The sequence below is a fragment of the Parazoarcus communis SWub3 = DSM 12120 genome, assembly GCF_003226565.1.
In the GTDB taxonomy this organism is placed as follows: Bacteria; Pseudomonadota; Gammaproteobacteria; order Burkholderiales; family Rhodocyclaceae; genus Parazoarcus; species Parazoarcus communis.
The window spans coordinates 163,117-186,118 of the sequence record NZ_QKOE01000003.1 but is presented as its reverse complement, the minus strand read 5'-3'; the positions used below and the strand labels follow the sequence as shown (position 1 = coordinate 186,118).

Genomic DNA, 23,002 nt, shown 5'->3' with positions numbered 1-23,002 from the left:
GGTGGTGGATGGCGCTTGATGGCCATCAGGGCAAGTCTGCGACGAGGGTGGGGAGAGTGGGTGGTACGGGAGTACCACAGTGGAGACGCTGTCAGACATTTCGCAGCGCAGCGTCAGGCGCCGTGTGCGACCACAAATACTTGGAGTAGGGAAGTGATCGTGTTCTCCGGGGCAGGGGAAAAACAAGCGCAGCTCCCGGAATGGTCGCTTGTAAAGCCTCCATTTCCTTACTAAAATATATTTGGTAAGGAAATGGAGATTCTCATGTCGCTCGCAACACTTACCAGCAAAGGCCAGGTGACCATCCCCATCGATGTGCGTGAAGCACTCGACCTGCAGCCCCGGGACAAGGTGAACTTCACGGTGCTGCCGGATGGCACGGTCATTCTTCGGGCGAAGAAGCGCGCCTTGGAAGATATGGCCGGGTTACTGCAGGCGCCCGAGGGAGGGGGGGTGAGCACGGACGAGATGAAGGCCTGGCGCTGATGCCCTCGGTCGATACCAACGTCCTCGTGCGTTATCTTGTGCGCGATGACCTGGAGCAGTACCGGCAGGCGGTCGCGTGCATCCAGGGGGCGCTTGCCGCGGGCGAGTGCATCCACATCACCCGGACCGTGACCCTGGAGCTCGAATGGGTGCTGAGGTCACGGTACCGCTTCGACAAGCCGACCGTCCTTGGGACGCTGCGAGCACTTCTGGAGGTACGGAATGTGTCGTTTGAGGCAGAAGGGGCGGTCGAGTACGCGTGCTATCTGTACGAGCATGGTGCCGCGGATTTTGCTGACGCGCTGCATCTTGCCTGTTGCAGCGCAGAGCAGGCGCTGCCCTTCCTGACCTTCGACGAGAAGGCTGCCCGGCTTGCGGGCGCACGCCCGGTGGCCGGCATGACCTGACGGCCGACGAAAGCCGGCGCCCATCGTTGTTAGCCCGACACAAAAGCAAAGGGGCTTGCATCGCTGCAAGCCCCTGAATTTTTTGGTGGTGATGGGCAGAATCGAACTGCCGACCTACGGGTTATGAATCCGTCGCTCTAACCGTCTGAGCTACATCACCAACCGAGCGCGCTACTATAGCGGGTGATCCGAGAGGACGTCAATACATGCGTGTGCTGGCGGGTGCTGCACGCGTCGTGATGAAAGGTTTCATCTGTGCTGAGGGTGGTACAGGAGGGCTTGATTTATAAGGATTTTACATTGACAGCGAAGGGCTGATCGGGGATCATCGGTGGCCTATATCCTAGTCCGCCAGTGTCCTTATCGTGCGCCTTGTTCGTGCCTTGTTTGCCCTTTCGGCGACTTTCCTGTGCATTCAACAGCTTGGGGCGGTGGTGTTGCGCGCGTTTCCCGCTGATGCGGTGCGTGCGGTCGCCAAGTTTGCGGGTGAAAGCCGGGTTGCCATTGATGGCAAGCTGTTGATGTTGAGCCCGGGTGCGCAGATTCGGGATGCCAACAACCGCATCGTGCTGCCAGCGTCCGCCAGTGGCGAATACAAGGTGCGTGTACAGATCGACAACGGTGGGCAGATCCGCAAGGTATGGATCCTCACGCCCGAGGAGATCGCCATGCCAGACCCCAAGCAGTGAAGCATTCTGAATGAAGAAACTCTACATCCGCACCTTCGGGTGCCAGATGAACGAGTACGACTCCGACAAGATGGCGGACGTACTCGCTGCAGGCGAAAGCCTGACCAAGACCGATAACCCTGAAGACGCGGACATCATCCTGTTCAACACCTGTTCGGTGCGCGAGAAGGCGCAGGAGCGGGTGTTTCATGATCTGGGCCGGGTCCGGATGCTCAAGCAACTGAAGCCTGACCTGATCATTGGCGTCGGCGGATGTGTGGCCAGCCAGGAGGGCGAGGCCATCGTCAAGCGCGCGCCTTATGTGGATGTGGTGTTTGGTCCCCAGACCCTTCATCGCCTGCCCAAGCTGATTGCGGCGCGCAAGCAGACCGGGCGCTCGCAGGTGGATATTTCCTTTCCCGAGATCGAAAAGTTCGATGCGATGCCGCCGGCGCGTGTCGAGGGGGCGAGCGCCTTCGTGTCGATCATGGAGGGGTGCTCGAAGTACTGCACTTTCTGTGTGGTGCCGTATACCCGCGGCGAGGAAGTCTCCCGCCCGCTTGACGACATCCTGACCGAAGTGGCCGGGCTGGCTGCGCAGGGGGTCAAGGAAGTCACCCTGCTGGGACAGAACGTCAATGCCTGGCGTGGCGAGATTGTGCGCGAGGGGGGGGAGGAGGGTGACTTTGCCTTCCTGCTGGAGTGCGTGTCGGAGATTCCCGGCATCGAGCGCATCCGCTATACCACTTCTCATCCGCGCGAGATGAGCGCACGCCTGATTGAAGCTTATGCCCGCCTGCCCAAGCTGGTGTCGCAACTGCACCTGCCGGTCCAGTCCGGCTCGGATCGTGTGCTGGCGGCGATGAAGCGGGGCTATTCGGTGCTGGAGTTCAAGTCGGTGGTGCGCAAGTTGCGTGCGGCCCGCCCTGATCTGTCGCTGACGTCGGACTTTATCGTCGGCTTTCCTGGTGAGACCGAAGAGGATTTCGAGAAGACCATGAAGCTGATTGACGATGTCGGATTCGATGGTTCGTTCAGCTTTGTGTACAGCGCGCGCCCCGGTACGCCGGCGGCCGATCTCGAGGATCCTGTGCCGCAGGAGACCAAGCTGCGCTGGCTGGCCCGGTTGCAGAAGCGTATCGACGAGCAGTATCAGGTCGTCAGCGAATCCATGGTTGGGTCGGTGCAGCGCATCCTGGTCGAGGGGGCGGCCAAAAAGAATGCCGAAGAAGAGTTGATGGGTCGTACCGACAACAATCGAGTGGTGAACTTTGCCGCGCCATCGCCAAACCGCGATCGTCTGGTGGGACAGTTCATCGAGGTGCGCATCACCGCTGCCTTGCCGCACAGCCTGCGCGGCGAGATTGTGGTCCGGGAATCCTGAATGGCTAAAACGCTTGAGGTGTTTTTCGAGCCGGTGGACAACGCCCGGCTGGCAAACCTGTGCGGTGTGCTGGACGAAAATCTGCGTCAGATCGAAAACGCCTTCGATATCACCGTCAGCCGCAGGGGTGAGCACTTTACCCTGCATGGACATCAGGCTCAGGTGCTGCGCGGCGAGATGGCGTTGAAGCATTTTTATGAGCGGGCTGCCAAGGATCTGTTGCGCGAAGATGTGCAGCTTGGCCTGATCGAGATCGCCAACAAGGGCAAGGACGAGCCGCCCGCGCCAGTGCTGCTGACGCGGCGTACCGAGTTGCATGGGCGCACCCCGCGGCAGGTGGAATACCTGCGCAATATTCAGGATCACGACATTGCCTTCGGCATTGGTCCGGCGGGTACTGGCAAGACGTATCTGGCGGTGGCCAGCGCTGTCGATGCGTTCGAGCGCGATCTGGTCGAGCGCATCATCCTGACCCGACCGGCGGTCGAGGCGGGCGAGCGGCTGGGTTTCCTGCCGGGCGATCTGGCGCAGAAGGTCGACCCCTATCTGCGGCCGCTGTATGACGCGTTGTACGATTTGATGGGGTTTGATCGCGTCACCAAGCTGTTCGAGCGCGGCAGCATCGAGGTTGCGCCGCTGGCCTTCATGCGCGGGCGCACGCTCAACAACGCCTTCATCATCCTGGATGAGGCGCAGAACACGACGCCGGAGCAGATGAAGATGTTCCTGACCCGGATCGGCTTTGGTGCAAAGGCGGTGGTGACTGGCGACCTGACCCAGGTTGACCTGCCGCGTGGCAACCGCAGTGGCTTGCTCGAGGCGCGCGAGGTGCTGGGCAAGGTGCGTGGCCTGGCGTTTACCGAGTTCCAGAAGGAAGACGTCGTGCGCCACCCGCTGGTTGCGCGTATCGTTGAGGCATATGACAATCAGGCAGCACGCGATGCGCGTGCAGCTGAACAACGCAAGAAGGGTTCGCAGGATGGCGAAGCAGGCTGAAGGCACACGTATCACCGCGTTCGACGATAACGGCAAGGCAACCCGAATGCGGGCTGAGCGCATTGAGATCGAGCTGTCCGGAGGACGTCGGCTGACGCTGTCGTTTCCGCCGCAGGCCTGGGGCGATCTTGAACTGGAGGCTGATACGGCCGCCGAGGACGAGGTGCCCGTCATCACCCTGCAATCGGCTGCCTGTAATGTGGTCACGCTGCGGGTGGATGTACACCATGACATGCAGCCAGTCGAGTCCATTGATCTGCCAGTAACCCTGGCGCCTCCGATGCTCAACCTCGAGGTGCAGAAGGTGCTCGACGGCGCTGACCGTCTGAGTGCCCCCAAGAAGCACCAGATCCGGCGTTGGGCGCAGGCTGCGTTGTTGCGCGATGTCGAGGTGACCGTGCGACTGGTCGGCGAGGACGAAGGGCGTGAGCTCAATCGTGGCTACCGGGGCAAGGATTACGCCACCAACGTGCTGACCTTCGTCTATGGTGGTGAAGGTGAGGGCTTGCCGGCGATCGAGGGCGCACCGTTGATGGGCGACCTGGTCCTTTGTGTGCCGGTGGTGGTGCGTGAAGCCGCCGAGCAGGGCAAGTCGCTGGACGCGCATTTTGCGCATCTGGTGGTGCATGGCATGCTGCACCTGCAAGGGTTTGATCACGAGGTCGAGGCCGACGCCGAGCACATGGAGGCGCGCGAGCGCGAAATCCTGCGTGGTCTGGGCTATGCTGATCCGTATGCATGAGCTTGAAGTCAAGGGGTGAGGCGTAAGGCGTGGATGCCTGCCTGCACGTTTCGTGCTTGCAGGTATGCAGTCCTTATTCCTTACCCACCAACAACATGGACAGTCCCAGTAAACCGTCATTAATCGAGCGACTTTCGGCCCTGATCTCGCGCGAACCGGAAGATCGCGATGAACTCCTCGCGCTGCTCCACTCGGCGTACGAGCGCAATCTGCTCGATGCCGATGCCCTCTCCATCATCGAGGGCGCCCTGCAGATGTCGGACATGCAGGTGCGCGACGTGATGATTCCCCGCGCCCAGATGGATGTCATTCATCTCGGCGACTCCATGGAAAAGATCGCAGGTTTTGTCATTGATACGGCCCACTCCCGGTTTCCGGCAGTGGGTGAGGGCAAGGACGATGTTGCCGGCATCCTGCTGGCCAAGGACTTGCTGCGCTATTTTGCCGGTCGCGAGTTCGATCTTCGCGACATGCTGCGACCAGCGGTCTTCGTGCCCGAATCCAAGCGACTCAATGTCTTGCTGCGCGAGTTCCGCGTCAGTCGCAACCATATGGCCATCGTCGTGGACGAGTACGGCGGCGTGGCCGGTCTGGTGACCATCGAGGATGTACTCGAGCAGATCGTCGGCGACATCGAGGACGAATACGACTTCGATGAGATTGGTGACAACATTCGCCTCGATCAGGGGGGGCGTTACCGGGTGAAGGCCACCACCGAGATCGAGGACTTCAATGCCGCTTTTGCCACGCACTTCAGCGATGAAGAGGTCGACACCGTAGGGGGTCTGGTCATCCGTCAGTTGGGGCGCTTGCCCAAGCGGGGCGAGGCGATTGTTCTTGAGGGTCTGAAGATTCAGGTGCTGCGCGCCGACAGCCGGCGTGTGCACACCTTGCTGGTCGATCGCGTCGCGTCTGCGGTCGACGCGAGAGAGGCTTGAGGGTGCTTGTTTGACGATGCGTTTCCCGCAGGCCTTGGGGGCCGCTGTGTTGGCTGGGGCGGGAGCGGTGCTTGCGTTTGCACCGTTTGGGGTCTTTCCGCTGGCCTTGATCAGCCTTGGGGTGCTGGTGCGCCTGCTGGACGGCGTCCCTTCGACCCGGCAGGGCTTTCTGCTGGGATTGGCCTGGGGCTTGGGGGCGTTTCTGACCGGGGTATCCTGGCTGTTCGTTGCCCTGCATCGATACGGCGGCATGCCCTGGGCGCTGGCGGCGCTGGCCATCGTGCTGTTCTGCCTGGTACTTGCCATGTTTCCTGCGCTGGCGGCCGGGCTGTACGTGCGCCTGCGCACCGGTGGTCTGCTCTGGCGTGCCAGCGTGTTCTCCGGGGTATGGATGGCCGCCGAGTTCTTGCGTGGGGTCGCGTTCACCGGGTTTCCCTGGCTTTCCATCGGATATAGCCAGACATCGCCCAGCCCGCTGGCGGGACTTCATCCGGTCATCGGGGTGTATGGCGTTGGCGGCGCGCTGGCCTTCCTTGCTGCGTTGCTGGCCTTGATGCCGGGTGGCGGGCAGCGGCGCCCGGCGCTTGCCGTTGCCGGTGGCGTGCTGGTGCTTGGCGCCGGTCTGGGACAGGTGGCGTGGACCGTGCCGACGGGTGCGCCGGTTACGGTTGCCTTGGTGCAGACCAATTTCGAGCAGGGACTCAAGTGGCGGCCGGAGTATTTTGCCGAGGTGCTGCAGTCGAATCTGCGGCTGGTGCGTAACAGCCGTGCCGATATCGTGGTGTTGCCTGAAACCACGCTGCCAACCCTGGTCGAGCACTTGCCCGAGGGTTATCTCGATCTGCTGGGCGATATCGTCGGTGAGCGTGGTGCGTCGCTGGTGCTGGGGGTGTTCACCCGCGGCTCGGCGGGTGAGATCTTCAATGCGGCGATCAGCCTGGGTGAGGGGGCGGGGCAGCATTACGCCAAGCAGCATCTGGTACCTTTCGGTGAGTATTCGCCACCGCTGTTCGGCTGGTTTTATCGTATTGCCGATATTCCGATGTCGGACCAGACCCGGGGGGCGATCGATCAGCCGCCCATGCACCTCAAGGGCCAGCTGGTGGCGGTCAACATCTGCTATGAGGATCTGTTTGGCGCGGAACTGATCCGTAGTCTGCCGCAGGCGACCTTGATGTTGAATCTTTCCAATCTTGCCTGGTACGGCGATTCGCTTGCCCAGCCTCAGCATCTGCAGGTGGCGCGGGTGCGCGCGCTCGAGACCGGACGGCCGATGTTGCGTTCGACCAATACCGGCATGACCGCCCTGGTGCAGCCTGATGGCCGGGTCGAAGCAGTGCTGCCTGCGTTCGAACAAGGTGTGCTCGAAGTCGAGGTTGTGGGATACGCCGGGATGACGCCGTATGCGCGCTGGGGCAATGTGCCGGTGGTGGGCGCCTTCCTCTTCATCCTGATGCTGGCGATCTGGCGACGACGTACCGTCTGAGTCCCGCCGGGCGGCATGCTTCGGGCCGACCGCGGTCTGCGCGAGACGATTTCGTCCGATGTGCGCGTGCATGCGCTATTACCAGTAAAATCCCATGTTTTGCGTTCGCTGCGCGGCCAAGCCGCCCGAGACCATGTCCCTGAAGAAACCGACCTTCCAGCAAGTCATCCTGACGCTCCAGCATTTCTGGGGCGAACGCGGCTGTGTGCTGCTGCAGCCCTACGACCTCGAAGTGGGTGCAGGCACCTCGCATACCGCAACCTTTCTGCGTGCCATTGGCCCGGAGCCGTGGAACGCCGCTTATGTGCAGCCGTCGCGTCGCCCCAAGGACGGTCGCTACGGTGAAAACCCCAACCGCCTGCAGCACTACTACCAGTTCCAGGTCGTGCTCAAGCCTTCGCCGCTGAACATCCAGGAGTTGTACCTCGACTCCCTGCGTGCCCTCGGGATCGATCCCAATGCGCACGACATCCGCTTTGTCGAGGATGACTGGGAAAACCCCACGCTGGGCGCCTGGGGCCTGGGTTGGGAGGTCTGGCTCGATGGCATGGAGGTCACCCAGTTCACCTACTTCCAGCAGGTCGGTGGCCTGGATTGCAAGCCGGTGCTGGGTGAGATCACTTACGGTATCGAGCGTCTGGCAATGTATCTGCAAGGCGTCGAAAACGTCTATGACCTGGTGTGGTCGGTCGCGCCGGATGGTCGCAAGGTGACGTACGGTGACGTCTATCACCAGAACGAGGTCGAACAATCGACCTTCAACTTCGAGCACTCCAACGTCGACTTCCTGTTCTCGCTGTTCTCCAACTACGAGTCCGAAGCCAAGCGCGTGATGGAAGTGGGACTGGCGCTGCCGGCTTATGAAATGGTGCTGAAGGCGGCGCACACCTTCAATATGCTCGATGCTCGTGGCGCGATCTCGGTGACCGAGCGTGCTGCCTATATCGGTCGTATCCGCAACCTGTCGCGCGCGGTGGCGCAAGCCTATTTCGAATCCCGTGAAGCGCTTGGCTTCCCGATGCTGAACAACAAGGAGGCCGCGTGATGAGTAACGCGACCCTGCTGATCGAACTGTTGACCGAAGAACTGCCGCCGAAGGCGCTGCCACGCCTGGGTGAAACCTTTGCCGGCAAGATTGCGGAAGGCCTGAAAAACCGGGGCCTGGTGGCCGCAGATGCGGGGCACCGCAGTTTTGCCAGCCCGCGTCGCCTGGCGGTGACGGTGGCTGCTGTCCTGGCGGAGGCCGCTGCGAAGGAAGTGACCGAGAAGTTGATGCCTGTTGCCGTGGCCCTCGACGCCGAGGGCAAGCCAACGCCAGCCCTGCTGAAGAAGATGGAGGCGAAGGGGATTCCCGCCGATGCGCTTGCCGGCTTTGAGCGGCGCATGGACGGTAAGGCCGAGGCCCTGTTCCACACCGCCCTGGTGCCGGGCGCGCGTCTGGCCGATGTATTGGCCGGCATCGTGCAGGAGGCGGTCAAGGCCTTGCCGATTCCAAAGGTGATGCGCTGGGGTGATGGTGATGCCACCTTCGTGCGTCCGGTGCACAAGTTGACCATGCTGCACGGCGCGGATGTGGTGCCGGGCGTGGTGCTGGATCTGAGTGCTGGCCGTACCACCCGGGGGCACCGTTTCATGAGCCGCGGCGAGATCGACATCGCCACCGCCGAGGCCTACGAGCCCACGCTGCTGGCCGAAGGCAAGGTGATTCCGTCGTTTGCAGAACGTCGTGCCGAGATCGAGCGCCAGTTGCTGGCCGAAGCCGCACGGCAGCAGGCATCGATCGGCGACTATGCCGATCTGCTCGACGAAGTGGCGGCGCTGGTCGAGCATCCGACAGTGTATGTCGGCGAGTTCGAGGCTGAGTTCCTGGCGGTACCGCAGGAATGCCTGATCCTGACCATGCGTTCCAACCAGAAGTATTTCCCGCTGTTCGATGCGACGGGCAAGCTGCTCAACCGCTTCCTGATCGTTTCCAACATGCAGATGGAGGATGCCTCCAACATCATCACCGGCAATCAGCGGGTGGTGCGCCCGCGCCTGTCGGATGCGCGCTTCTTCTTCGAGCAGGACAAGAAGCAGAAGCTTGATGCGCGTCTGCCACGGCTGGCATCGGTGGTCTATCACAACAAGCTGGGCAGTCAGCTCGAACGCATCGACCGTCTCGAGGCGCTGGCCGGTCGCATTGCCGGTTTGCTGTCGGCCGATGTTGCTGCGGCACAACGCGCCGCCCGCCTGGCGAAGGCTGACCTCGTCACCGACATGGTGGGCGAGTTCCCCGAACTGCAGGGCATCATGGGGCGCTACTATGCGCTGCACGATGGCGAAGGCGAGGTCGTTGCCGATGCCGTACAGGCGCACTATCAGCCGCGTTTCGCTGGCGATGCGCTGCCTGCGGGCAACGTGGCCTGCGCGGTTGCGCTGGCCGACAAGCTGGACGCGCTGGTCGGTTTCTTCGGCATCGGCATGGTGCCAACCGGCGACAAGGATCCGTTTGCATTGCGTCGTGCTGCGCTCGGGGTGTTGCGCATCCTGATGGAAACACCGCTGCCGCTGGAGCTGCCACAACTGATCGAGGCCGCTGCTGCGGGATTCCGCCCCGGCTTGTTGACGTCAGAGGGTTTCCAGGGACAGTTGCTGGACTTCATGCTCGAGCGCCTCAAGAATCTGTTGCGCGAGGGCGCGGGTGGGCGTGATGCGGTGGTGGCGGATGCGGTGCTCGCGCTGCGCCCCACTCGCATCGATCTGGTGCCGGCCAAGCTCGATGCGGTCGAGGCGTTCCGGGCCTTGCCCGAGTCGGAAGCCCTGGCGGCTGCCAACAAGCGCATCGTCAACATCCTGAAGAAGACCGAGACCCAGCCGGGCGAGCCTGACATCGCGCTGCTGCAGGAGGCAGCCGAGAAAGCGCTGTTCCACCAGGTCAACGAGATTGCCCCGCTGGTGCGCTCTCATGTAGCCAACGAAAACTACACCGAAGCGCTGCGTGTACTGGCTGGGCTGAGAACTGCGGTGGATGCGTTCTTCGATGGTGTGATGGTGATGGCCGAGGAACCATTGACCCGGCAGAACCGGCTGGCCTTGCTGGCCCAGCTGGCCGGGTTGATGAACCAGGTTGCGGACCTTTCCCGCTTGTCTGCCTGATCCCCGAAGGCGGTCCGGCTATTGCCCGGATCGCCTTCGGTGCGGAGTGTGTGCATGAAACTCATCATCCTGGACCGCGACGGGGTCATTAATTTCGACTCCGACCAGTTCATCAAATCCCCGGACGAGTGGAAGCCGATACCCGGTTCGCTCGAAGCCATTGCCCGTCTCAATCAATGGGGCTGGCGGGTTGTGGTGGCGTCAAATCAGTCCGGTGTGGGGCGCGGCCTGTTCGGCATGGATACCTTGAACGCGATCAATGACAAGATGGTACGCAGCCTGGCTCAGGCGGGCGGGCGGCTGGACGCGATCTTTTTCTGCCCTCATTCTGCCGACTCCACCTGCGACTGTCGCAAGCCCAAACCCGGCATGTTTGTTCAGATCGGTGAGCGCTTCAATGTAGACCTGAGCGGCGTACCCGTGGTGGGCGACAGTCTGCGCGACCTGCAGGCAGGTGTGGCGGTGGGGTGCAAGCCTTATCTGGTACTGACCGGAAAAGGTGGCAAGACTCAGCTCGATCCGGCGCTGCCGGAGGGGACGGTCGTCCATGCCGATCTTGCGGCAGTGGTCGCCGAGCTGACCGCCTGACCGACCCCTGCCCATCCATTCAGAGCAAATGCCGTGATCCTGTTCCGTTCAGTCCTGTTCGCCATCCTGCTGGCATTGATTACTGTTCCTTACGCCCTTTTCGGCATCATGATCTTCTGGCTGCCGCCGATGACGCGGCACCGGATCATCACCTCCTGGGTGCCGATCATGATGTGGGTGATTCGTCATGTGTTGGGTATCCGTTATCGGATTGTCGGTGCCGAGAACATGCCTGCTGGTCCGGCTGTGATTCTTTCCAAGCATCAGTCTGCCTGGGAGACGATCGCGTTGCAGCAGATCTTTCCGCCGCTGTGTTTTGTGCTGAAGCGCGAGTTGTTGCGGGTGCCATTCTTCGGCTGGGGCTTGGCGCAGATCCCTGGGATTGCCATTGATCGTGCGGCCGGAAAGGATGCGCTGTCTCAGGTGGTGGAGCAGGGACGGGCGCGGCTCAAGGAAGGATTGTGGGTGGTGGTGTTTCCGGAAGGGACGCGCGTGGCGCCTGGAAGCTCGCATCGCTACAAGCCGGGAGGTGCCATTCTGGCCAAGCGTGCCGGGGTGCCGGTGGTACCGGTGGCACACAATGCTGGAGAGTTCTGGCGGAGAAATGCGTTTCTGAAGCGCCCTGGCGAGATTGTCGTCAGTATCGGCCCGGTCATTGATGTGAAAGGTGTAAAGGTCGAAGAGATCAATGCACGCTCGGAGGCTTGGATCGAAGGCGAGATGCGGCGCCTGTTTCCGCATCACTACCTTGCGGATAGCGGCGGCGCCGAAAGCCCGGTGGCTTGAGCAAGCCCGTTTTCCCCAGGGGTTGGCCATCTCCGGCCTTGCTCATGCGTTAACGAAAAAAGCCCCGCATTGCTGCGGGGCTTTTTTGCTTTTCGGCGGACCGTAAAGCTTAGGCAGCCTTCTTCGAAGCAGCCTTGGTGGTGGTGCTGACAGCCTTGACGGTCGCGTTGGTCGCGGCGGCCACGTTGGCTTCGGCGATTTCGGCGGCTTGCTTGGCAGCCTTGCTGAAGCTGTCGTAGGCGCTGTTGGCGGCGGCGATGGCCGACTTCACGGCAGCCACGGCAACGTCGGAACCTGCGGGTGCGGACTTGGCAGCCTTGTCCAGCGCGGTGGCGACGCCCTTGTTCAGCTCAGCAACCTGGCCTTCGAAAACCTTGGACAGTTCTTCCTGGCTTTGCGAAGCGATTTCGTAGACGCTGCGAGCGTAGGCAACAGCCTTTTCAACCAGCGGCTGGGCCAGCGAGGTCTGCAGGGTCACCAGTTCTTGCACGTCCTTGACAGCCAGCAGCGACTTGGCGTTGGCAACACTGTCTTCGAGGATCGAGCGGGCGGTGTTCAGGTTCAGGGCGGTCAGACGCTCGGCGTTGGCGAAAGCGCTGTTGGTCAGGCTCAGCAGGGTTTCGATGTTGGCCTTGCTGGCAGCGGCGATTTGCTCGGGGGTGGCGAATACGGACATGGTCATCTCCTTTGGAAAAAGACATTAATCGCAACCTCCGACAACCGTGTCGGCCTGTTGCGGTGCAGCATGGTTCGAATTATAGGCGGACGATCTGGCTTGTCAACACTTATTTGGTGCAACGCACAAAAACTGAAAACTATTTCAATTCAGATGCTTACGAATTGCTTACAGAACCGTCTCCTGTATGCGGAAAGCACGCTGGAAGGTGCTTTCCAGCGGTGTTGGCAGCATGCATCGGCTGTGTTGCACAGACGTGAAAAAGCCCCCTTGCCGCGGGGGCCGAGGGGGCTCGATGCCGGCCAGCTCAGGCTGGCCGCGTGGTAACAGGCTTATTCGTGATCGAAGGAGGGCTTGCGCTTCTCGACAAAGGCCGCCATGCCTTCTTTCTGGTCCTTCAGCGCGAACGCAGAATGAAATACGCGACGTTCGAACAACAGACCTTCATTGAGGCTGCTTTCGAACGAGCGATTGATCGATTCCTTGATCATCATCACGACCGGTAGCGAATAGCTGGCAATGGCTTCTGCGGCCCCCAGCGCTTCATCGACCAGTTTGTCTGCAGGTACGACACGGGATACCAGTCCGGCGCGCTCGGCCTCCACCGCATCCATGAAGCGCGCGGTCAGGCACATGTCCATGGCCTTGGCCTTGCCCACGGCCCGTGGCAGACGCTGGGTGCCGCCGGCGCCGGGCAGGATGCCGAGCTTGATTTCGGGCTGGCCGAACTTGGCCGTGTCGGCGGCGATGATGATGTCGCACATCATCGCCAACTCGCAGCCGCCACCCAGGGCAAAGCCCGCCACTGCGGCGATCACCGGCTTGCGGCAGGTTTTCACCCGCTCCCAGTTGCGGGTGATGTAGTCGCCTTTGTAGGCGTCCATGTAGGAGAAGGTGGCCATGGCGCCGATGTCGGCGCCGGCTGCAAAGGCCTTCTCGGAGCCCGTGATGAGGATGGCGCCGATGTTCTCGTCGGCCTCGAAACCATCGAGGGCCTTGCCGATTTCGTCAACCAGGTTGTCGTTGAGCGCGTTGAGCGCCTTCGGACGGTTCAGCGTGATCATGCCGACGCGGCCGCGGGTTTCGACCAGGATCAGTTCGTAAGACATGCTTTCTCCTTGCTTGCGCTTGTTATCCGGAGGCGATCTGGCGCCACCGGTCTGAATCGGGCTGAGGCCGACGCGTGCGACCGGAATGCCTGCCAGGCGCTCGCCGGATCATGTCCGGGCGTGCCGGGGTCAGCGCATCCGCGCGCGCGGGGTACGCCCTGTCAGGGCTTGTTGTCGCCCTTGGGTTGAATCGTTGCGCGTACCCGGCCGCCCGTGCTGCTTTCGGGTGTGCTGCCAGGGGCGTTGGTGACGAGGTAGTTCTCGCTGACGGAATCGTATTCGATGTAGTGGCCGCGAACTTCGTCTCCGCCACTGCGGACGTGGGCGCGGTTGAACAGTCTAGCCTTCTCCGCCCGGCTGTCGTACTCGATACGTTCCGCTTCGCCGTCCACATACTCGGTACTTCCCTCGCGTCTCTGGCGGAACGAAGCCAGACGTCCGCCAGATGCCGTGGCGACCCCGGTCTGGAAGCCATCTGCGCCCTGGGTGACGACGAGTTTGTCACCCTTGATCATCAGCGTGCCCTGGGTCAATACGACGTCGCCTTCAAAGATGTGGACCTTGTTCCGGTCGTCAACCGTGACGCGGTTGGCTTCGATATCGACTGGCTTGTCGCGGTCGGCACGCTCGGCGAGTGCGGGCGAAGCGAGTGTGGCCGCGATCAAAAGGATCGAGGGCAGGGTGTAATTCATGACTTGCTTCCTTGGCGGCGAGGGATCTGCACCCGGGCCTGACCGACGAGGTCCAGCGTGCCGAACAGATTGTCTGCACGCATGCCGAGGGCTTCTGCCGTGGTGGCGCCCTGGGTGAGCTTGAGTGCTTGCTGGGTTTCTGCGCGATGGTCGTCCGGCCACACAGTGAGGTGTTCGGAGCGGAAGGTCATTTCCGCGCCTCCTGGGGCGGCAGCGCGCCAGGCCACGACATCACCGCGGAAGTCGACGCGTTCGGCGCCGGAGGCGACCTCGCCCGAGGTGGCATGTATGGTCAGTCGTCTGCCCTGGTTATCGAGTTCCAGCCTCGGGGCATCGACCATCGTGCGATCGCTGGCTGGCAGGTGGGTAAGGCGGTTGGCGACCAGCGCATAGCGCTGCTCGCCGTCCTGACCAAAGCCCACGATACGTGTGTTTTCAGCAATGAAGTCGGGGGTGTCGCTACTGACCGCAGCGGGGCGGGTTTCGTCGACGCGGCTCAGACGCTCGAGCCAGATCGATGCGCCGGCGAGCAGTCCGAGTGCAATCAGCGGATAGAGTCGGTAACTGGCGCGCATGGATTCAGATTACCCGGGCCTGCATCAGGTCATGTGTGGTCAGCGCACCCGCGAGTTTTCCGGCGCTGTTGACGACAAGCAACTGGCTGATGCGCAGCCGCTCCATCATTTCAGCGGCTTCGACCGCCAGCGCATCCGGGCTGATTGAGCGCGGGTTACGGGTGATGACTTCGTTCAGGCCGGCCTGGCGGACGTCAATGCCGCGTTCGAGGGCGCGACGCAGGTCGCCGTCGGTGAAGATGCCCAGCGGGGTGCCGTCCGCCGCGATGATGGCGGCCATGCCCATGCCGCCTTGCGTCATGGCCAGCAGGGTTTCAGTCAGCGCTGCATGTTCGGACAATTGCGGTACCCGTTCGGGCGGGCGCATGACGTCGCGGACGTGGGTCAGCAATCGGCGTCCGAGGCTGCCGCCCGGATGCGAGCGGGCGAAGTCTTCTGCGCCAAAGCCGCGGGCATCCAGCAAGGCAACCGCCAACGCGTCGCCCAGTGCGAGTGCTGCGGTGGTGCTGGCTGTCGGGGCCAGGTTGAGCGGGCAAGCTTCCTCGGCGACTGCCGCGTCGAGGTGAACGTCGGCTTCGCGTGCCAGTGGCGAGTCCGGGCGGCCGGTCATGGCGATCAGGGTAGCGCCACGGCGCTTGACCTGAGGAACGATCATCAGCAGCTCCTCGCTGGCACCCGAGTTGGACAGGGCGATGACGACGTCTTCTGCCGTGATCATGCCGAGGTCGCCATGGGCAGCTTCGGCCGCATGCACGAAATAGGCGGGTGTGCCGGTACTGGCCAGCGTGGCGGCGAGCTTGCGTGCGATGTGCCCGGATTTGCCGATGCCGGACACGATGACCCGGCCCTTGCGTTGCAGGATCAGCGCAATGGCGCGTTCGAAATCCGGCCCGAGACGATCGGCCAGCGCTGCGACCGCCGCCGCTTCGATTTCGATGACCCGGCGGCCAAGCGAGGTGGCGCGGGCAAGTGCAGCGGCGTCGGGAGCAATTGGGTTCATGGGGGCAAGCGGTTAAACTGACGGAAATCGCTATCCACTGGGTACGCCGGCGTGGCTGGGTGCCGTGGAAGGTTTCGATTGTAACTCACTCGCGTCTGTCTCCGGGGCCGGGTGCTCTCCGTCTCTGCGCCGGGAACCGATGCTGAACACCCTGGAAGTCGTCCTGTTGCTGCTGGCCGCTGCGGTCGTGCTTGTGGCTGTCTTTCGCAGCATCAATCTGCCGCCAGTGCTGGGCTATCTCGTTGTCGGTGCGGTGGTTGGGCCTCACGCGCTGAATCTTGTTCACGAGTCGGCCGGTGCAAGCCACCTGGCCGAATTCGGCGTCGTTTTCCTGATGTTCTCGATCGGGCTGGAGTTTTCCCTGCCACGCTTGTTCGCGATGAAACGCATCGTGTTCGGGCTGGGGGCCGTTCAGGTGTTGGCCTGCATTGTGCTGACCACCCTGATGGGCCGTCTGTTTGGACTGGGCTGGGTGGCGAGCTTTGCGCTGGGTGGTACCTTGGCAATGTCGTCCACCGCCATCCTGTCCAAGTTGCTGAGTGACCGGCTGGAACTCGACAGCCGCCATGGACGCGAGACGATCGGGGTGCTGCTGTTCCAGGATATTGCAGTGGTGCCCCTGCTGATCCTGTTGCCGGCGCTGTCTCGGCCGGCCGAGGAGTTGATGTTCACGCTCGGGCTTGCTGCGCTGAAAGTGGTGGTGTTGCTGGCATTGGTGCTGGTGTTCGGCCAGAAACTGATGCGCTGGTGGTTTACCGTGGTGGCCAAGCGGCGCTCGGGTGAGTTGTTCATGCTCAACGTACTGTTGATCACGCTGGGCTTGGCCTGGCTGTCGGAGCGGGTGGGCTTGTCGTTGGCGCTGGGGGCTTTTCTCGCCGGCATGCTGATCTCCGAGACCGAGTACCGCTACCAGGTCGAGGAGGATATCAAGCCTTTTCGCGATGTACTGCTCGGTCTGTTTTTTGTCACCGTCGGCATGTTCCTGGACGTGATCGCCATTCTGAACAATCTGCCCGCGGTGATCGGATTGGTGGTGGCCCTGCTGGCGCTGAAGTTCGGGATCGTATTTGCGGCCTCGCGCGCCTTTGGGTCGCCGCCCGGCACAGCGATGCGCTCCGGGCTCTGGTTGTGTGCGGGCGGTGAGTTCGGTTTTGTGTTGCTGTCGCAGGTGGTCAGTCTGGAACTGATGCCTCACCCCCTGATGCAGACGACGGTTGCGGCCCTGGTATTGTCGATGCTGCTTGCACCGCTGATCGTGCAGATCAGTGACAAGCTGGTGATGCGTTTCGTGGCATCCGAGTGGCTGATGCGCTCGATGGAGCTGACCCGGGTGGCTGCGCAGTCGCTGACCAATGACAAGCACATCATTGTGTGCGGTTACGGACGCAGCGGCCAGTATATGGCGCGCTTCATGGAGCAGGAAAACGTCAGCTATGTGGCGCTGGACCTGGATCCGGAACGTGTACGTGAGGCCGGGGCTGCTGGGGACACCGTGGTCTACGGAGATGCGGCACGGCGTGAGACCCTGATGGCGGCAGGCATCATGCGCGCCAGTGCGGTGGTCATTTCCTTTGCCGAGGTCGAGGCGGCCCTGCGGGTGATGCACCATGTGCATGCCTTGCGTCCGGATCTGCCGGTTGTGGTCAGGGCGACCGATGAGGCCGACATGGAAAAGCTGTCGCAAGGTGGTGCGGCCGAAGTGGTGCCCGAAGCGTTCGAAGGCAGCATCATGCTGGCCTCGCATGCGCTTGCACTGATTGGTGTGCCGCTCAATCGTGTTGTGCGACGGATCCGCGACATCCGTCACCAGCGCTATGCACTGATGCGTGGCTTCTTTCATGGCGCAACCGACATCGGTGAGCCGGATTCGAGTCAGGCTCGCCTGCATTCGGTGACCTTGCCGGTGGGTGCCGCGGCAATCGGATGTTCGATCGCGGAGTTGAACCTCGACGAGATTGCAGTGAGTGTTTCAGCCGTGCGCCGCCGTGGTATCCGAGGCTTGTCGCCTGGCAGCGAAACCCGTTTCATGGAGGGGGATGTCGTGGTGCTGCTTGGCCTGCCTTCCGGGCTGGATCTGGCCGAGCAGCGCTTGTTGCGAGGGTCTTGACGGGCGGGTTGTTGCCAGGGCGGGCCGGAGGACGTCCCGATCCTCAAATCGTGTCGTGCCCGCCAGTTCAGATGCCCATGCACACGACATAGGGTGTCGAGTCGTCCAGCGGATTGGCTGCGCTGACGGCAGTCAGCGTGCCATTGACCGACGAGCCGGCCCGCAAGCTACCCGTTTCCGGGCTGCCGTCGTCGAGCGCGGTATCAAGCTGACGGATGTATTTGCCCTGAATCGCGGCCGAGCACACGACGTGGCTACCTTGTACGCCCAGCGGTGCCGCCGCGCCCCCGCTCTGCACCCCGATGCGCCCGCCCTCGCTGTTGACCGGCAGATAGCTGGCATCGGTGGTTGCCGTCGCGCCGCTGGCCAGCCGGGCAAGGCGGATGTGCTGCCAGAACAGGACGGCCTCACTGGGGGTCGCGGTGACCGTATCGTCCCAGCTGCCACCGATCTGTCCGTTGCCATCGCCGTTCGCGGTGCAAGCGGCCGTTGTACACAAATGTGTCTGTGCCCTGAGGTCGTCACCAGGGAGTGCGCGGTATTTGTCCTGATAGCCGTAGATGTATAGCGGAATGGTGCGGAAGTCCTGGGCAAGATTCTTGACCTTGGCGCTATTGATCAATTCCTGGCCTTTGAGGACCCCGCCCATCAACAGGCCGACGATGACCAGTACGATGGCGATCTCGACCAGGGTGAAGCCTGCGCTGCGGGATTTCGACTGCATGGATACGCTCCTTGTCTTGCGTGGGTGGATGAGTGGGGAATGTCATAGTCGGCCGGCCTGGGCCAGCCGCGAGATCAGCAAGGGCAGGCCGATCCACAGCACTTGATCGTCGAACACCGGGGTGGTCTCACCCGCCTGGAAGGTGGGGACGTTAGGGCTGTGGGTGGCGTTGAGTCCGTCGGGCTGGCGGTTGGCGCCCATCGAGAACACCACCGCAGCAGCACGTGAAGCGCTGAGTGTGGTGATTGCGTTGCCGGCGTGGTCGCGGATCTGAATGTTGGATTGGGTGGCGGACGCAGCAGTGATCGTGCTGTCGCTCAGACCCGGATCCGGTCGGTAGCGCCAGTGCCCATCCCAGGAGTCGGATACGTTCGATCGAGGCTGTCCCCAGGCGTCTACCGCGGTGAGTCCCAGTGTGCGCCATGGGAGAAAGCCCGGTTGGGCGTGGTTGCAGGGTGGGGTCTGCTCGAGGCCGTAATGCGCGCTGGCCGGATCGGCTTCGGTGCTGGGGCAGGGTAGCCGGCCGTGCAGGATGGCAAAACCGATCAGTGCGTGCTCAATGTCCTGCAGCCGGGCCGCGGTGGTTTGACGGCCGCGCTCGTCCATCCGCGCGCTCAACGGAGGGAGCAGGCTGCTGGCGAGCAGGCCGAGAATGAGCAGGACGATGGCCATTTCGGCCAGCGTGAAACCCTGGTCGCGTTTTCCGCTGCAATACGGTGTGAGCGGTGCTAGGGTCATGGCAGGCAGCGGATCACGTCCGCAGTCGAGGGCTGCAGGGGGTCGGGTATGGAGAAGTGCCGGTAACCCGCAAATCCGCCGGTGGCTGACAGCAGGCTGTCCACATTGGGTGGCTCCAGGTACTGCATCGGGTCAGCACGCTCGGCTGCGGTTGTGCGCGACTGCTGCAGCGGCCCGGTACGGATGCGTTCTCCGCCGAACAGCAGCAGGGCGCGACACGTCGTCTGTACCGCTTGGGCCGGTGTTGCCGCGCTGTCTGCCAGGTCTGCTATCAAGCAGGTGCTGCCGTCCTTGCAGGCGACAAAACGGAACTGGTCGCGCCAGTTGTCATGCGGATCCGCATAAGGCGAAGGGATGCCGAGTGCGGCTGCATCGGGTAGCGGGCCACTGGCCCGGTTGCCCGCTTCAAGCGTGACATGAGCGTCGAGAAAGCCGACATTGTCCAGGCGCAGGGCCAGGGCTTGCGCGGCGCGGTCGATGACCGCGTCGATCTGTGTGGCAAAGTCGCTGCGCTTGCGCATCGCGGCGAAGATGTCGTCAATCGTGATCCAGGCGAGGACGTCGTTGTTGCCAGGGTGCGACGGCAGGCCCTGGATGAACACCGGTGCGCTGGTCAGGTGAGCAGCGTAGTTGCCGTCGAGGAAATGGGGCAGGTCGTTGCCGGCATCCGGGCTGCCCGGGCAGCGGCTGCCAGTGCCTGATGGGCGGCTCTGTCCATCGAGGGGCCGGCCTGGTGCGAACAGGATGGCGGCTGCAGCGTCTGCTCCGGCGAGCGTGTTGCCATGGATGTCGACCAGGGTGAATGGGTCCGGACTATCCCAGTTGAGCACCTGTGGCTTGGGGTTGTTCTTGACGCTACCGCCCACGGCATACCAAAGGCAGTCGCCCCAACCGTCGCGCAGGTCGGCCAGCCCCAGGGTGCGGTAGGGCAAACGCCCCAGGGCGCCGTCGTCGCGTGCGAAGCAGGCCCCAATGGTGGCGGAGCCCGTGTTCGCGCTGTCCGGGCAAGGCAGGTAGCCGCTGCCTTGCCCGGGGTGTGATTCTGCATAGCTGACCGCGTAGCCGATGAGTGCGCTACGTGCCTGGGCGAGGGCCTCGACACTACGGATCTGTGCACGGCTGACTGCGCGGATGCCAGGATCGTCGAGACCGAGCAATGCGGCCAGGCTGCCGATCAGCAGGAGCAAGGTCAGGGCGGCGAGCATGGCGCCGCCTTGCAGGTGCCGGACTTTCATCTTGCTTTGGCCGTGCTGCGCTCAAGCTGAAAGGCTGGGGAGGCCAGGGGCCAGTGCTCGCCCGCATGAAGTCGCGATGTCTGCCCGGCGGCGTCGATCAGTCGGATGTGACCGGGCGCGAGGTGGATCTGCCAGTCAGTGGGGAGCTTGACGGTCGCGCCGAGCGATGCCGCGCTGGAGAACGGCTGTCGATCTACCCATAGCATGACTGGACGCGAGTCTTTCCACAGCACGCCGTCAAGGCGGAATGGGGGGAGGTCGTGCGGGACGGGTGGCTCGGCGGGGGATTGCGCTTCGACCTTCAAGGCGCGGTGTGCAAGCGCCTCGCGCTCTGTCGCGGTGTGAAACAGGGTGCCCAGCCGGCGCTCTGTTGCGAAGGCCTGTGTGCCGGCGCACGATATGACGAGCGCAAGTAGCGTTGCGTGGGTAATGGGCTTCATGGTGTAGGCGTTGCGTTGAAGGTGACAGTGATCCAGCGAAACTGGCAGTGGGCTTGCACTGCTGCGTGGACAATGGTCGGGGGCTTTTCCACCTGGCAGCCGCGCGGAAGGAGGCGGGCGCCGGCAGGGACGGACAGGGATTCAGCGACAGCCAGTAGTCCGCCTTCATGTACAAGGTCCAGGTGCAGGGTGAGATCGCGCAACTGCAGCGTCATGCCGTCGTCGACGTGCTGTGTCCGGGGTGGACTGCTTTCGAGTTGGTGATGCAGGATCAGTGGCAGGTCGCGAAGGTGTCGGAAGGGCGTGCGCCAGTCGGTTTCCGTTGATCGAGGGGCGCCCGCCAGCAGGTCGGCCAGGTCTGCGCGGGCGGCCAATGCTTCTTGCTGGAGCCGACGCAGAGCGTCCAGTTGCCGTTGTGTTTCGAGCAGGCTGGCTTGTGCAGCACGCAGGCGTCGGGAGGATTGATCGAGGTACTGGTCGCTTGCGTACAGCAGGCACAATGCAAGCAGGCCAGTCATCAGACTGAGGCTGAAGCGTCGAAGCTGCCAGCCCGGCTTGCCTGGCAGGATCATGGCTGCACCTTGTCTGTGGGCTGAGTCAGCATGTCCCGTGCGATCGTGAGTTTGATGTCAAGCACGGGCATGTTCGTGGGCACGGTGAGCGCTTTTGCGCCGCTGGGCTGCCACTGCCAGTCGAGTTGGTGGCCTGATCGAGCCTGCCATCGGGCTATGGCCGCTTCGAGTGCCGAGGTTGCTGCTTCGGCCGTATCTTCCGCTCGGATGCTGGCGTAAACGGTGATGTCCGTCGGTAGCGGGGGGGGCGATGACCTTGTCGCGGTTTCTGTTGCGGTGGGGTGCCAGGCCAGGCGTTGCAGACGTAGCGAGGGGGCATCGGCGAGCAGCATGGACAGGTGATGCATGACCGATCCGGATGAGATCTCAAGCTGCTGGTGTTCGTGCAGTGCGCGTGCCAGTGCAATCGTCGCGTGTGAGGGAACGGTGTTGCGTTGTTCGGCTTCGGTCAGTGCAGCCACTTGACGATGCGTGTCGTCGATCCGTGTTTCCAGTTGGGCCGACTGGCTGGCCTGCAGGTTGGCGTCGGCCAGGCGTGCCGCGCTGAGACCGGTCGCCGCGATCAAGCTGATTGTTCCGGCGGCGATCGCGAGCCGTGCGCTGCGCCAGAGTGGGTAGCGGTGGCGGAGAGCGCCTGGCAGATAGCCGGTCTTGGAATGTTCGGCCAGCAATTGCACCATCAGTGCGCGTGTTTCGCTTTGGGCCGCGTCGGGAGCAAGCGCCGGGAGCGGGCGCATCAATGATCGAGGATTGACGAGCGTGATCTCGATGCCGGCATCGGCAAGGGCTGCCAGGGTCGTGTGATCCTTGGTTGCGGCAATTACCCTGGCCCGCGGGGCCTGCCGGGTGTCCAGCAAGCGCTGTCCGACCAGATAGGCGCAGGTCTGGGCCAGCGTCTGAACGTGGTCGGGAAGGCTGTCGGCCAGAAGGGTGGCACGTCCTCGGGATTGACGGGTGAAGCGCAGGGCGCCGTGGGAGGTCAGCACGATCTGCATCGCTGCACCATCGAAGCACAGCAACAACTCGTGCTGCTCCGGGTTGGCGGTGCGAAGTGACGGGGTCTGCAGCAACAGGGTTGGGGTGACGATGCGGGCGATGGGCAGGTTAAAGCGATCGATGATTGCGATCAGGGCGGCCAGCACATCAGTGGTGCCAAGGCCGGCGAGCAGGATGGTCTCGCGGTTCGTGGGGTCGTGGGGTGAAGGCTGGGGAAAGTGGGTGACGTAGGGGGTTGCCGGAAACTGTTGTGCGAGCCGGCGTGCTAGCAGGGTCAGACGGTCGTTGCGGCCACAACGTGGCAGGTGGTCGAGGACAAGGCGTTCATCGGCGTTTTCGATCAGGATTGCGCACGGGAGATGGGTGGCGTGCTGCTTGATCCAGCTTTCCAGTGCCTGTTGGGCAGGTTCGGCATGTCCGTCCGTCTGTAAGCGCAGGCAGATGTTGCGACGCTGGCGTTGCCAGACTTCGAAGCCGTTGTCGTCGACGATGATCAGGATGTGGGCAGTCATGGCTTGC

At 62.8% G+C, this 23,002-nt stretch carries 24 protein-coding genes and 1 tRNA gene; 13 read left to right on the top strand and 12 right to left on the bottom strand.

Features of this window, described 5'->3' with window-relative positions:
- Positions 1-264: 264 nt before the first annotated feature.
- A complete protein-coding gene (locus DNK49_RS06355) occupies positions 265-486 on the top strand; it encodes an AbrB/MazE/SpoVT family DNA-binding domain-containing protein (protein WP_110523493.1) in 222 nt (73 codons plus the stop codon).
- A complete protein-coding gene (locus DNK49_RS06350; protein ID WP_110523492.1) occupies positions 486-893 on the top strand; it encodes a PIN domain-containing protein in 408 nt (135 codons plus the stop codon). Before DNK49_RS06355 ends, DNK49_RS06350 begins: the two co-directional genes overlap by 1 nt.
- Positions 894-976: 83 nt before the next feature.
- On the opposite strand, the gene DNK49_RS06345 is transcribed toward DNK49_RS06350, so the two are convergent.
- A tRNA-Met gene (locus DNK49_RS06345) sits at positions 977-1,053 on the bottom strand.
- Positions 1,054-1,258: 205 nt separating this feature from the next.
- Between DNK49_RS06345 and DNK49_RS06340 the strand changes: the two genes are divergently transcribed.
- The 10 genes from DNK49_RS06340 to DNK49_RS06295 all read left to right on the top strand — a co-directional run bounded on the left by DNK49_RS06340 (position 1,259) and on the right by DNK49_RS06295 (position 11,619).
- Positions 1,259-1,582 carry a hypothetical protein gene (locus DNK49_RS06340; RefSeq protein WP_243632256.1) on the top strand — a complete coding sequence of 108 codons (324 nt, stop codon included), beginning with the start codon at positions 1,259-1,261 and terminating at the stop codon, positions 1,580-1,582.
- Positions 1,583-1,592: 10 nt separating this feature from the next.
- Complete coding sequence (gene miaB, locus DNK49_RS06335) at positions 1,593-2,945, top strand: tRNA (N6-isopentenyl adenosine(37)-C2)-methylthiotransferase MiaB (protein ID WP_110523490.1); 1,353 nt, start codon at positions 1,593-1,595, stop codon at positions 2,943-2,945.
- The gene (locus DNK49_RS06330) at positions 2,946-3,941 is read left to right on the top strand and encodes a PhoH family protein (RefSeq protein ID WP_110523489.1); all 996 of its coding nucleotides are present in this window, start codon (positions 2,946-2,948) and stop codon (positions 3,939-3,941) included. It begins immediately after the preceding gene.
- On the top strand, positions 3,925-4,683 hold the full coding sequence (gene ybeY / locus DNK49_RS06325; protein ID WP_243632255.1) for an rRNA maturation RNase YbeY: 759 nt from the start codon (positions 3,925-3,927) through the stop codon (positions 4,681-4,683). Before DNK49_RS06330 ends, ybeY begins: the two co-directional genes overlap by 17 nt.
- Before the next feature lie 95 nt (positions 4,684-4,778).
- Positions 4,779-5,621, top strand: coding sequence for an HlyC/CorC family transporter (locus DNK49_RS06320; protein WP_110523487.1), 843 nt, complete (start codon positions 4,779-4,781; stop codon positions 5,619-5,621).
- Positions 5,622-5,637: 16 nt separating this feature from the next.
- Positions 5,638-7,107, top strand: a complete 1,470-nt coding sequence (gene lnt, locus DNK49_RS06315; RefSeq protein ID WP_110523486.1) for an apolipoprotein N-acyltransferase — start codon at positions 5,638-5,640, stop codon at positions 7,105-7,107.
- Positions 7,108-7,240: 133 nt separating this feature from the next.
- Positions 7,241-8,152 carry a glycine--tRNA ligase subunit alpha gene (glyQ, locus tag DNK49_RS06310; RefSeq protein WP_110523633.1) on the top strand — a complete coding sequence of 304 codons (912 nt, stop codon included), beginning with the start codon at positions 7,241-7,243 and terminating at the stop codon, positions 8,150-8,152.
- Positions 8,152-10,245 carry a glycine--tRNA ligase subunit beta gene (glyS, locus tag DNK49_RS06305; RefSeq protein WP_110523485.1) on the top strand — a complete coding sequence of 698 codons (2,094 nt, stop codon included), beginning with the start codon at positions 8,152-8,154 and terminating at the stop codon, positions 10,243-10,245. The genes glyQ and glyS overlap by 1 nt, the downstream gene beginning before the upstream one ends.
- A 54-nt stretch (positions 10,246-10,299) precedes the next feature.
- A complete protein-coding gene (gene gmhB / locus DNK49_RS06300) occupies positions 10,300-10,833 on the top strand; it encodes a D-glycero-beta-D-manno-heptose 1,7-bisphosphate 7-phosphatase (protein ID WP_110523484.1) in 534 nt (177 codons plus the stop codon).
- A gap of 33 nt (positions 10,834-10,866) precedes the next feature.
- Positions 10,867-11,619, top strand: coding sequence for a lysophospholipid acyltransferase family protein (locus DNK49_RS06295; RefSeq protein WP_110523483.1), 753 nt, complete (start codon positions 10,867-10,869; stop codon positions 11,617-11,619).
- Positions 11,620-11,728: 109 nt separating this feature from the next.
- Here DNK49_RS06295 and DNK49_RS06290 read toward each other — a convergent pair whose 3' ends face one another.
- The 5 genes from DNK49_RS06290 to DNK49_RS06270 all read right to left on the bottom strand — a co-directional run bounded on the left by DNK49_RS06290 (position 11,729) and on the right by DNK49_RS06270 (position 15,671).
- Positions 11,729-12,295, bottom strand: a complete 567-nt coding sequence (locus DNK49_RS06290; protein WP_110523482.1) for a phasin family protein — start codon at positions 12,293-12,295, stop codon at positions 11,729-11,731.
- A gap of 332 nt (positions 12,296-12,627) precedes the next feature.
- A complete protein-coding gene (locus DNK49_RS06285) occupies positions 12,628-13,404 on the bottom strand; it encodes an enoyl-CoA hydratase (protein WP_110523481.1) in 777 nt (258 codons plus the stop codon).
- 161 nt (positions 13,405-13,565) lie between these two features.
- On the bottom strand, positions 13,566-14,096 hold the full coding sequence (lptA, locus tag DNK49_RS06280; protein ID WP_110523480.1) for a lipopolysaccharide transport periplasmic protein LptA: 531 nt from the start codon (positions 14,094-14,096) through the stop codon (positions 13,566-13,568).
- Positions 14,093-14,671: an LPS export ABC transporter periplasmic protein LptC gene (gene lptC / locus DNK49_RS06275; RefSeq protein WP_110523479.1), complete on the bottom strand. Its 579-nt coding sequence runs from the start codon at positions 14,669-14,671 to the stop codon at positions 14,093-14,095. The genes lptA and lptC overlap by 4 nt, the downstream gene beginning before the upstream one ends.
- 4 nt (positions 14,672-14,675) lie before the next feature.
- Positions 14,676-15,671 (bottom strand): KpsF/GutQ family sugar-phosphate isomerase, encoded by a 996-nt coding sequence (locus tag DNK49_RS06270; RefSeq protein WP_110523478.1) that lies wholly within the window; start codon positions 15,669-15,671, stop codon positions 14,676-14,678.
- 139 nt (positions 15,672-15,810) lie between these two features.
- Between DNK49_RS06270 and DNK49_RS06265 the strand changes: the two genes are divergently transcribed.
- Complete coding sequence (locus DNK49_RS06265) at positions 15,811-17,778, top strand: monovalent cation:proton antiporter family protein (RefSeq protein WP_110523477.1); 1,968 nt, start codon at positions 15,811-15,813, stop codon at positions 17,776-17,778.
- Between the two features lie 67 nt (positions 17,779-17,845).
- Here the strand turns inward: DNK49_RS06265 and DNK49_RS06260 are convergent, their stop codons facing one another.
- From DNK49_RS06260 to DNK49_RS06235, 6 genes are read right to left on the bottom strand one after another with little or no spacing between them, the layout of a single operon-like run.
- A complete protein-coding gene (locus DNK49_RS06260) occupies positions 17,846-18,502 on the bottom strand; it encodes a type II secretion system protein (RefSeq protein ID WP_110523476.1) in 657 nt (218 codons plus the stop codon).
- Between the two features lie 42 nt (positions 18,503-18,544).
- Positions 18,545-19,240 (bottom strand): prepilin-type N-terminal cleavage/methylation domain-containing protein, encoded by a 696-nt coding sequence (locus tag DNK49_RS06255; protein ID WP_110523475.1) that lies wholly within the window; start codon positions 19,238-19,240, stop codon positions 18,545-18,547.
- Positions 19,237-20,475 (bottom strand): hypothetical protein, encoded by a 1,239-nt coding sequence (locus DNK49_RS06250; protein ID WP_110523474.1) that lies wholly within the window; start codon positions 20,473-20,475, stop codon positions 19,237-19,239. The genes DNK49_RS06255 and DNK49_RS06250 overlap by 4 nt, the downstream gene beginning before the upstream one ends.
- On the bottom strand, positions 20,472-20,915 hold the full coding sequence (locus tag DNK49_RS06245) for a hypothetical protein (RefSeq protein ID WP_110523473.1): 444 nt from the start codon (positions 20,913-20,915) through the stop codon (positions 20,472-20,474). Before DNK49_RS06245 ends, DNK49_RS06250 begins: the two co-directional genes overlap by 4 nt.
- The gene (locus tag DNK49_RS06240) at positions 20,912-21,487 is read right to left on the bottom strand and encodes a hypothetical protein (RefSeq protein ID WP_110523472.1); all 576 of its coding nucleotides are present in this window, start codon (positions 21,485-21,487) and stop codon (positions 20,912-20,914) included. The genes DNK49_RS06245 and DNK49_RS06240 overlap by 4 nt, the downstream gene beginning before the upstream one ends.
- Positions 21,484-22,995, bottom strand: coding sequence for a hypothetical protein (locus tag DNK49_RS06235; RefSeq protein WP_110523471.1), 1,512 nt, complete (start codon positions 22,993-22,995; stop codon positions 21,484-21,486). Before DNK49_RS06235 ends, DNK49_RS06240 begins: the two co-directional genes overlap by 4 nt.
- Positions 22,996-23,002 lie beyond the last annotated feature (7 nt).

What these genes read in the sequence shown, in the direction of transcription:
- DNK49_RS06285 (WP_110523481.1), bottom strand. Translation starts at nt 13,404, where the DNA reads ATGTCTTACGAACTGATCCTGGTCGAAACCCGCGGCCGCGTCGGCATG.
- DNK49_RS06265 (WP_110523477.1), top strand. Translation starts at nt 15,811, where the DNA reads ATGCTGAACACCCTGGAAGTCGTCCTGTTGCTGCTGGCCGCTGCGGTC.
- glyQ (WP_110523633.1), top strand. Translation starts at nt 7,241, where the DNA reads ATGTCCCTGAAGAAACCGACCTTCCAGCAAGTCATCCTGACGCTCCAG.
- ybeY (WP_243632255.1), top strand. Translation starts at nt 3,925, where the DNA reads ATGGCGAAGCAGGCTGAAGGCACACGTATCACCGCGTTCGACGATAAC.
- DNK49_RS06290 (WP_110523482.1), bottom strand. Translation starts at nt 12,295, where the DNA reads ATGTCCGTATTCGCCACCCCCGAGCAAATCGCCGCTGCCAGCAAGGCC.
- DNK49_RS06330 (WP_110523489.1), top strand. Translation starts at nt 2,946, where the DNA reads ATGGCTAAAACGCTTGAGGTGTTTTTCGAGCCGGTGGACAACGCCCGG.
- DNK49_RS06240 (WP_110523472.1), bottom strand. Translation starts at nt 21,487, where the DNA reads ATGATCCTGCCAGGCAAGCCGGGCTGGCAGCTTCGACGCTTCAGCCTC.
- lptC (WP_110523479.1), bottom strand. Translation starts at nt 14,671, where the DNA reads ATGCGCGCCAGTTACCGACTCTATCCGCTGATTGCACTCGGACTGCTC.
- glyS (WP_110523485.1), top strand. Translation starts at nt 8,152, where the DNA reads ATGAGTAACGCGACCCTGCTGATCGAACTGTTGACCGAAGAACTGCCG.
- DNK49_RS06250 (WP_110523474.1), bottom strand. Translation starts at nt 20,475, where the DNA reads ATGAAAGTCCGGCACCTGCAAGGCGGCGCCATGCTCGCCGCCCTGACC.
- DNK49_RS06270 (WP_110523478.1), bottom strand. Translation starts at nt 15,671, where the DNA reads ATGAACCCAATTGCTCCCGACGCCGCTGCACTTGCCCGCGCCACCTCG.
- DNK49_RS06255 (WP_110523475.1), bottom strand. Translation starts at nt 19,240, where the DNA reads ATGACCCTAGCACCGCTCACACCGTATTGCAGCGGAAAACGCGACCAG.
- DNK49_RS06320 (WP_110523487.1), top strand. Translation starts at nt 4,779, where the DNA reads ATGGACAGTCCCAGTAAACCGTCATTAATCGAGCGACTTTCGGCCCTG.
- DNK49_RS06235 (WP_110523471.1), bottom strand. Translation starts at nt 22,995, where the DNA reads ATGACTGCCCACATCCTGATCATCGTCGACGACAACGGCTTCGAAGTC.
- DNK49_RS06245 (WP_110523473.1), bottom strand. Translation starts at nt 20,915, where the DNA reads ATGAAGCCCATTACCCACGCAACGCTACTTGCGCTCGTCATATCGTGC.
- lptA (WP_110523480.1), bottom strand. Translation starts at nt 14,096, where the DNA reads ATGAATTACACCCTGCCCTCGATCCTTTTGATCGCGGCCACACTCGCT.
- gmhB (WP_110523484.1), top strand. Translation starts at nt 10,300, where the DNA reads ATGAAACTCATCATCCTGGACCGCGACGGGGTCATTAATTTCGACTCC.
- miaB (WP_110523490.1), top strand. Translation starts at nt 1,593, where the DNA reads ATGAAGAAACTCTACATCCGCACCTTCGGGTGCCAGATGAACGAGTAC.
- DNK49_RS06350 (WP_110523492.1), top strand. Translation starts at nt 486, where the DNA reads ATGCCCTCGGTCGATACCAACGTCCTCGTGCGTTATCTTGTGCGCGAT.
- lnt (WP_110523486.1), top strand. Translation starts at nt 5,638, where the DNA reads ATGCGTTTCCCGCAGGCCTTGGGGGCCGCTGTGTTGGCTGGGGCGGGA.
- DNK49_RS06260 (WP_110523476.1), bottom strand. Translation starts at nt 18,502, where the DNA reads ATGCAGTCGAAATCCCGCAGCGCAGGCTTCACCCTGGTCGAGATCGCC.
- DNK49_RS06355 (WP_110523493.1), top strand. Translation starts at nt 265, where the DNA reads ATGTCGCTCGCAACACTTACCAGCAAAGGCCAGGTGACCATCCCCATC.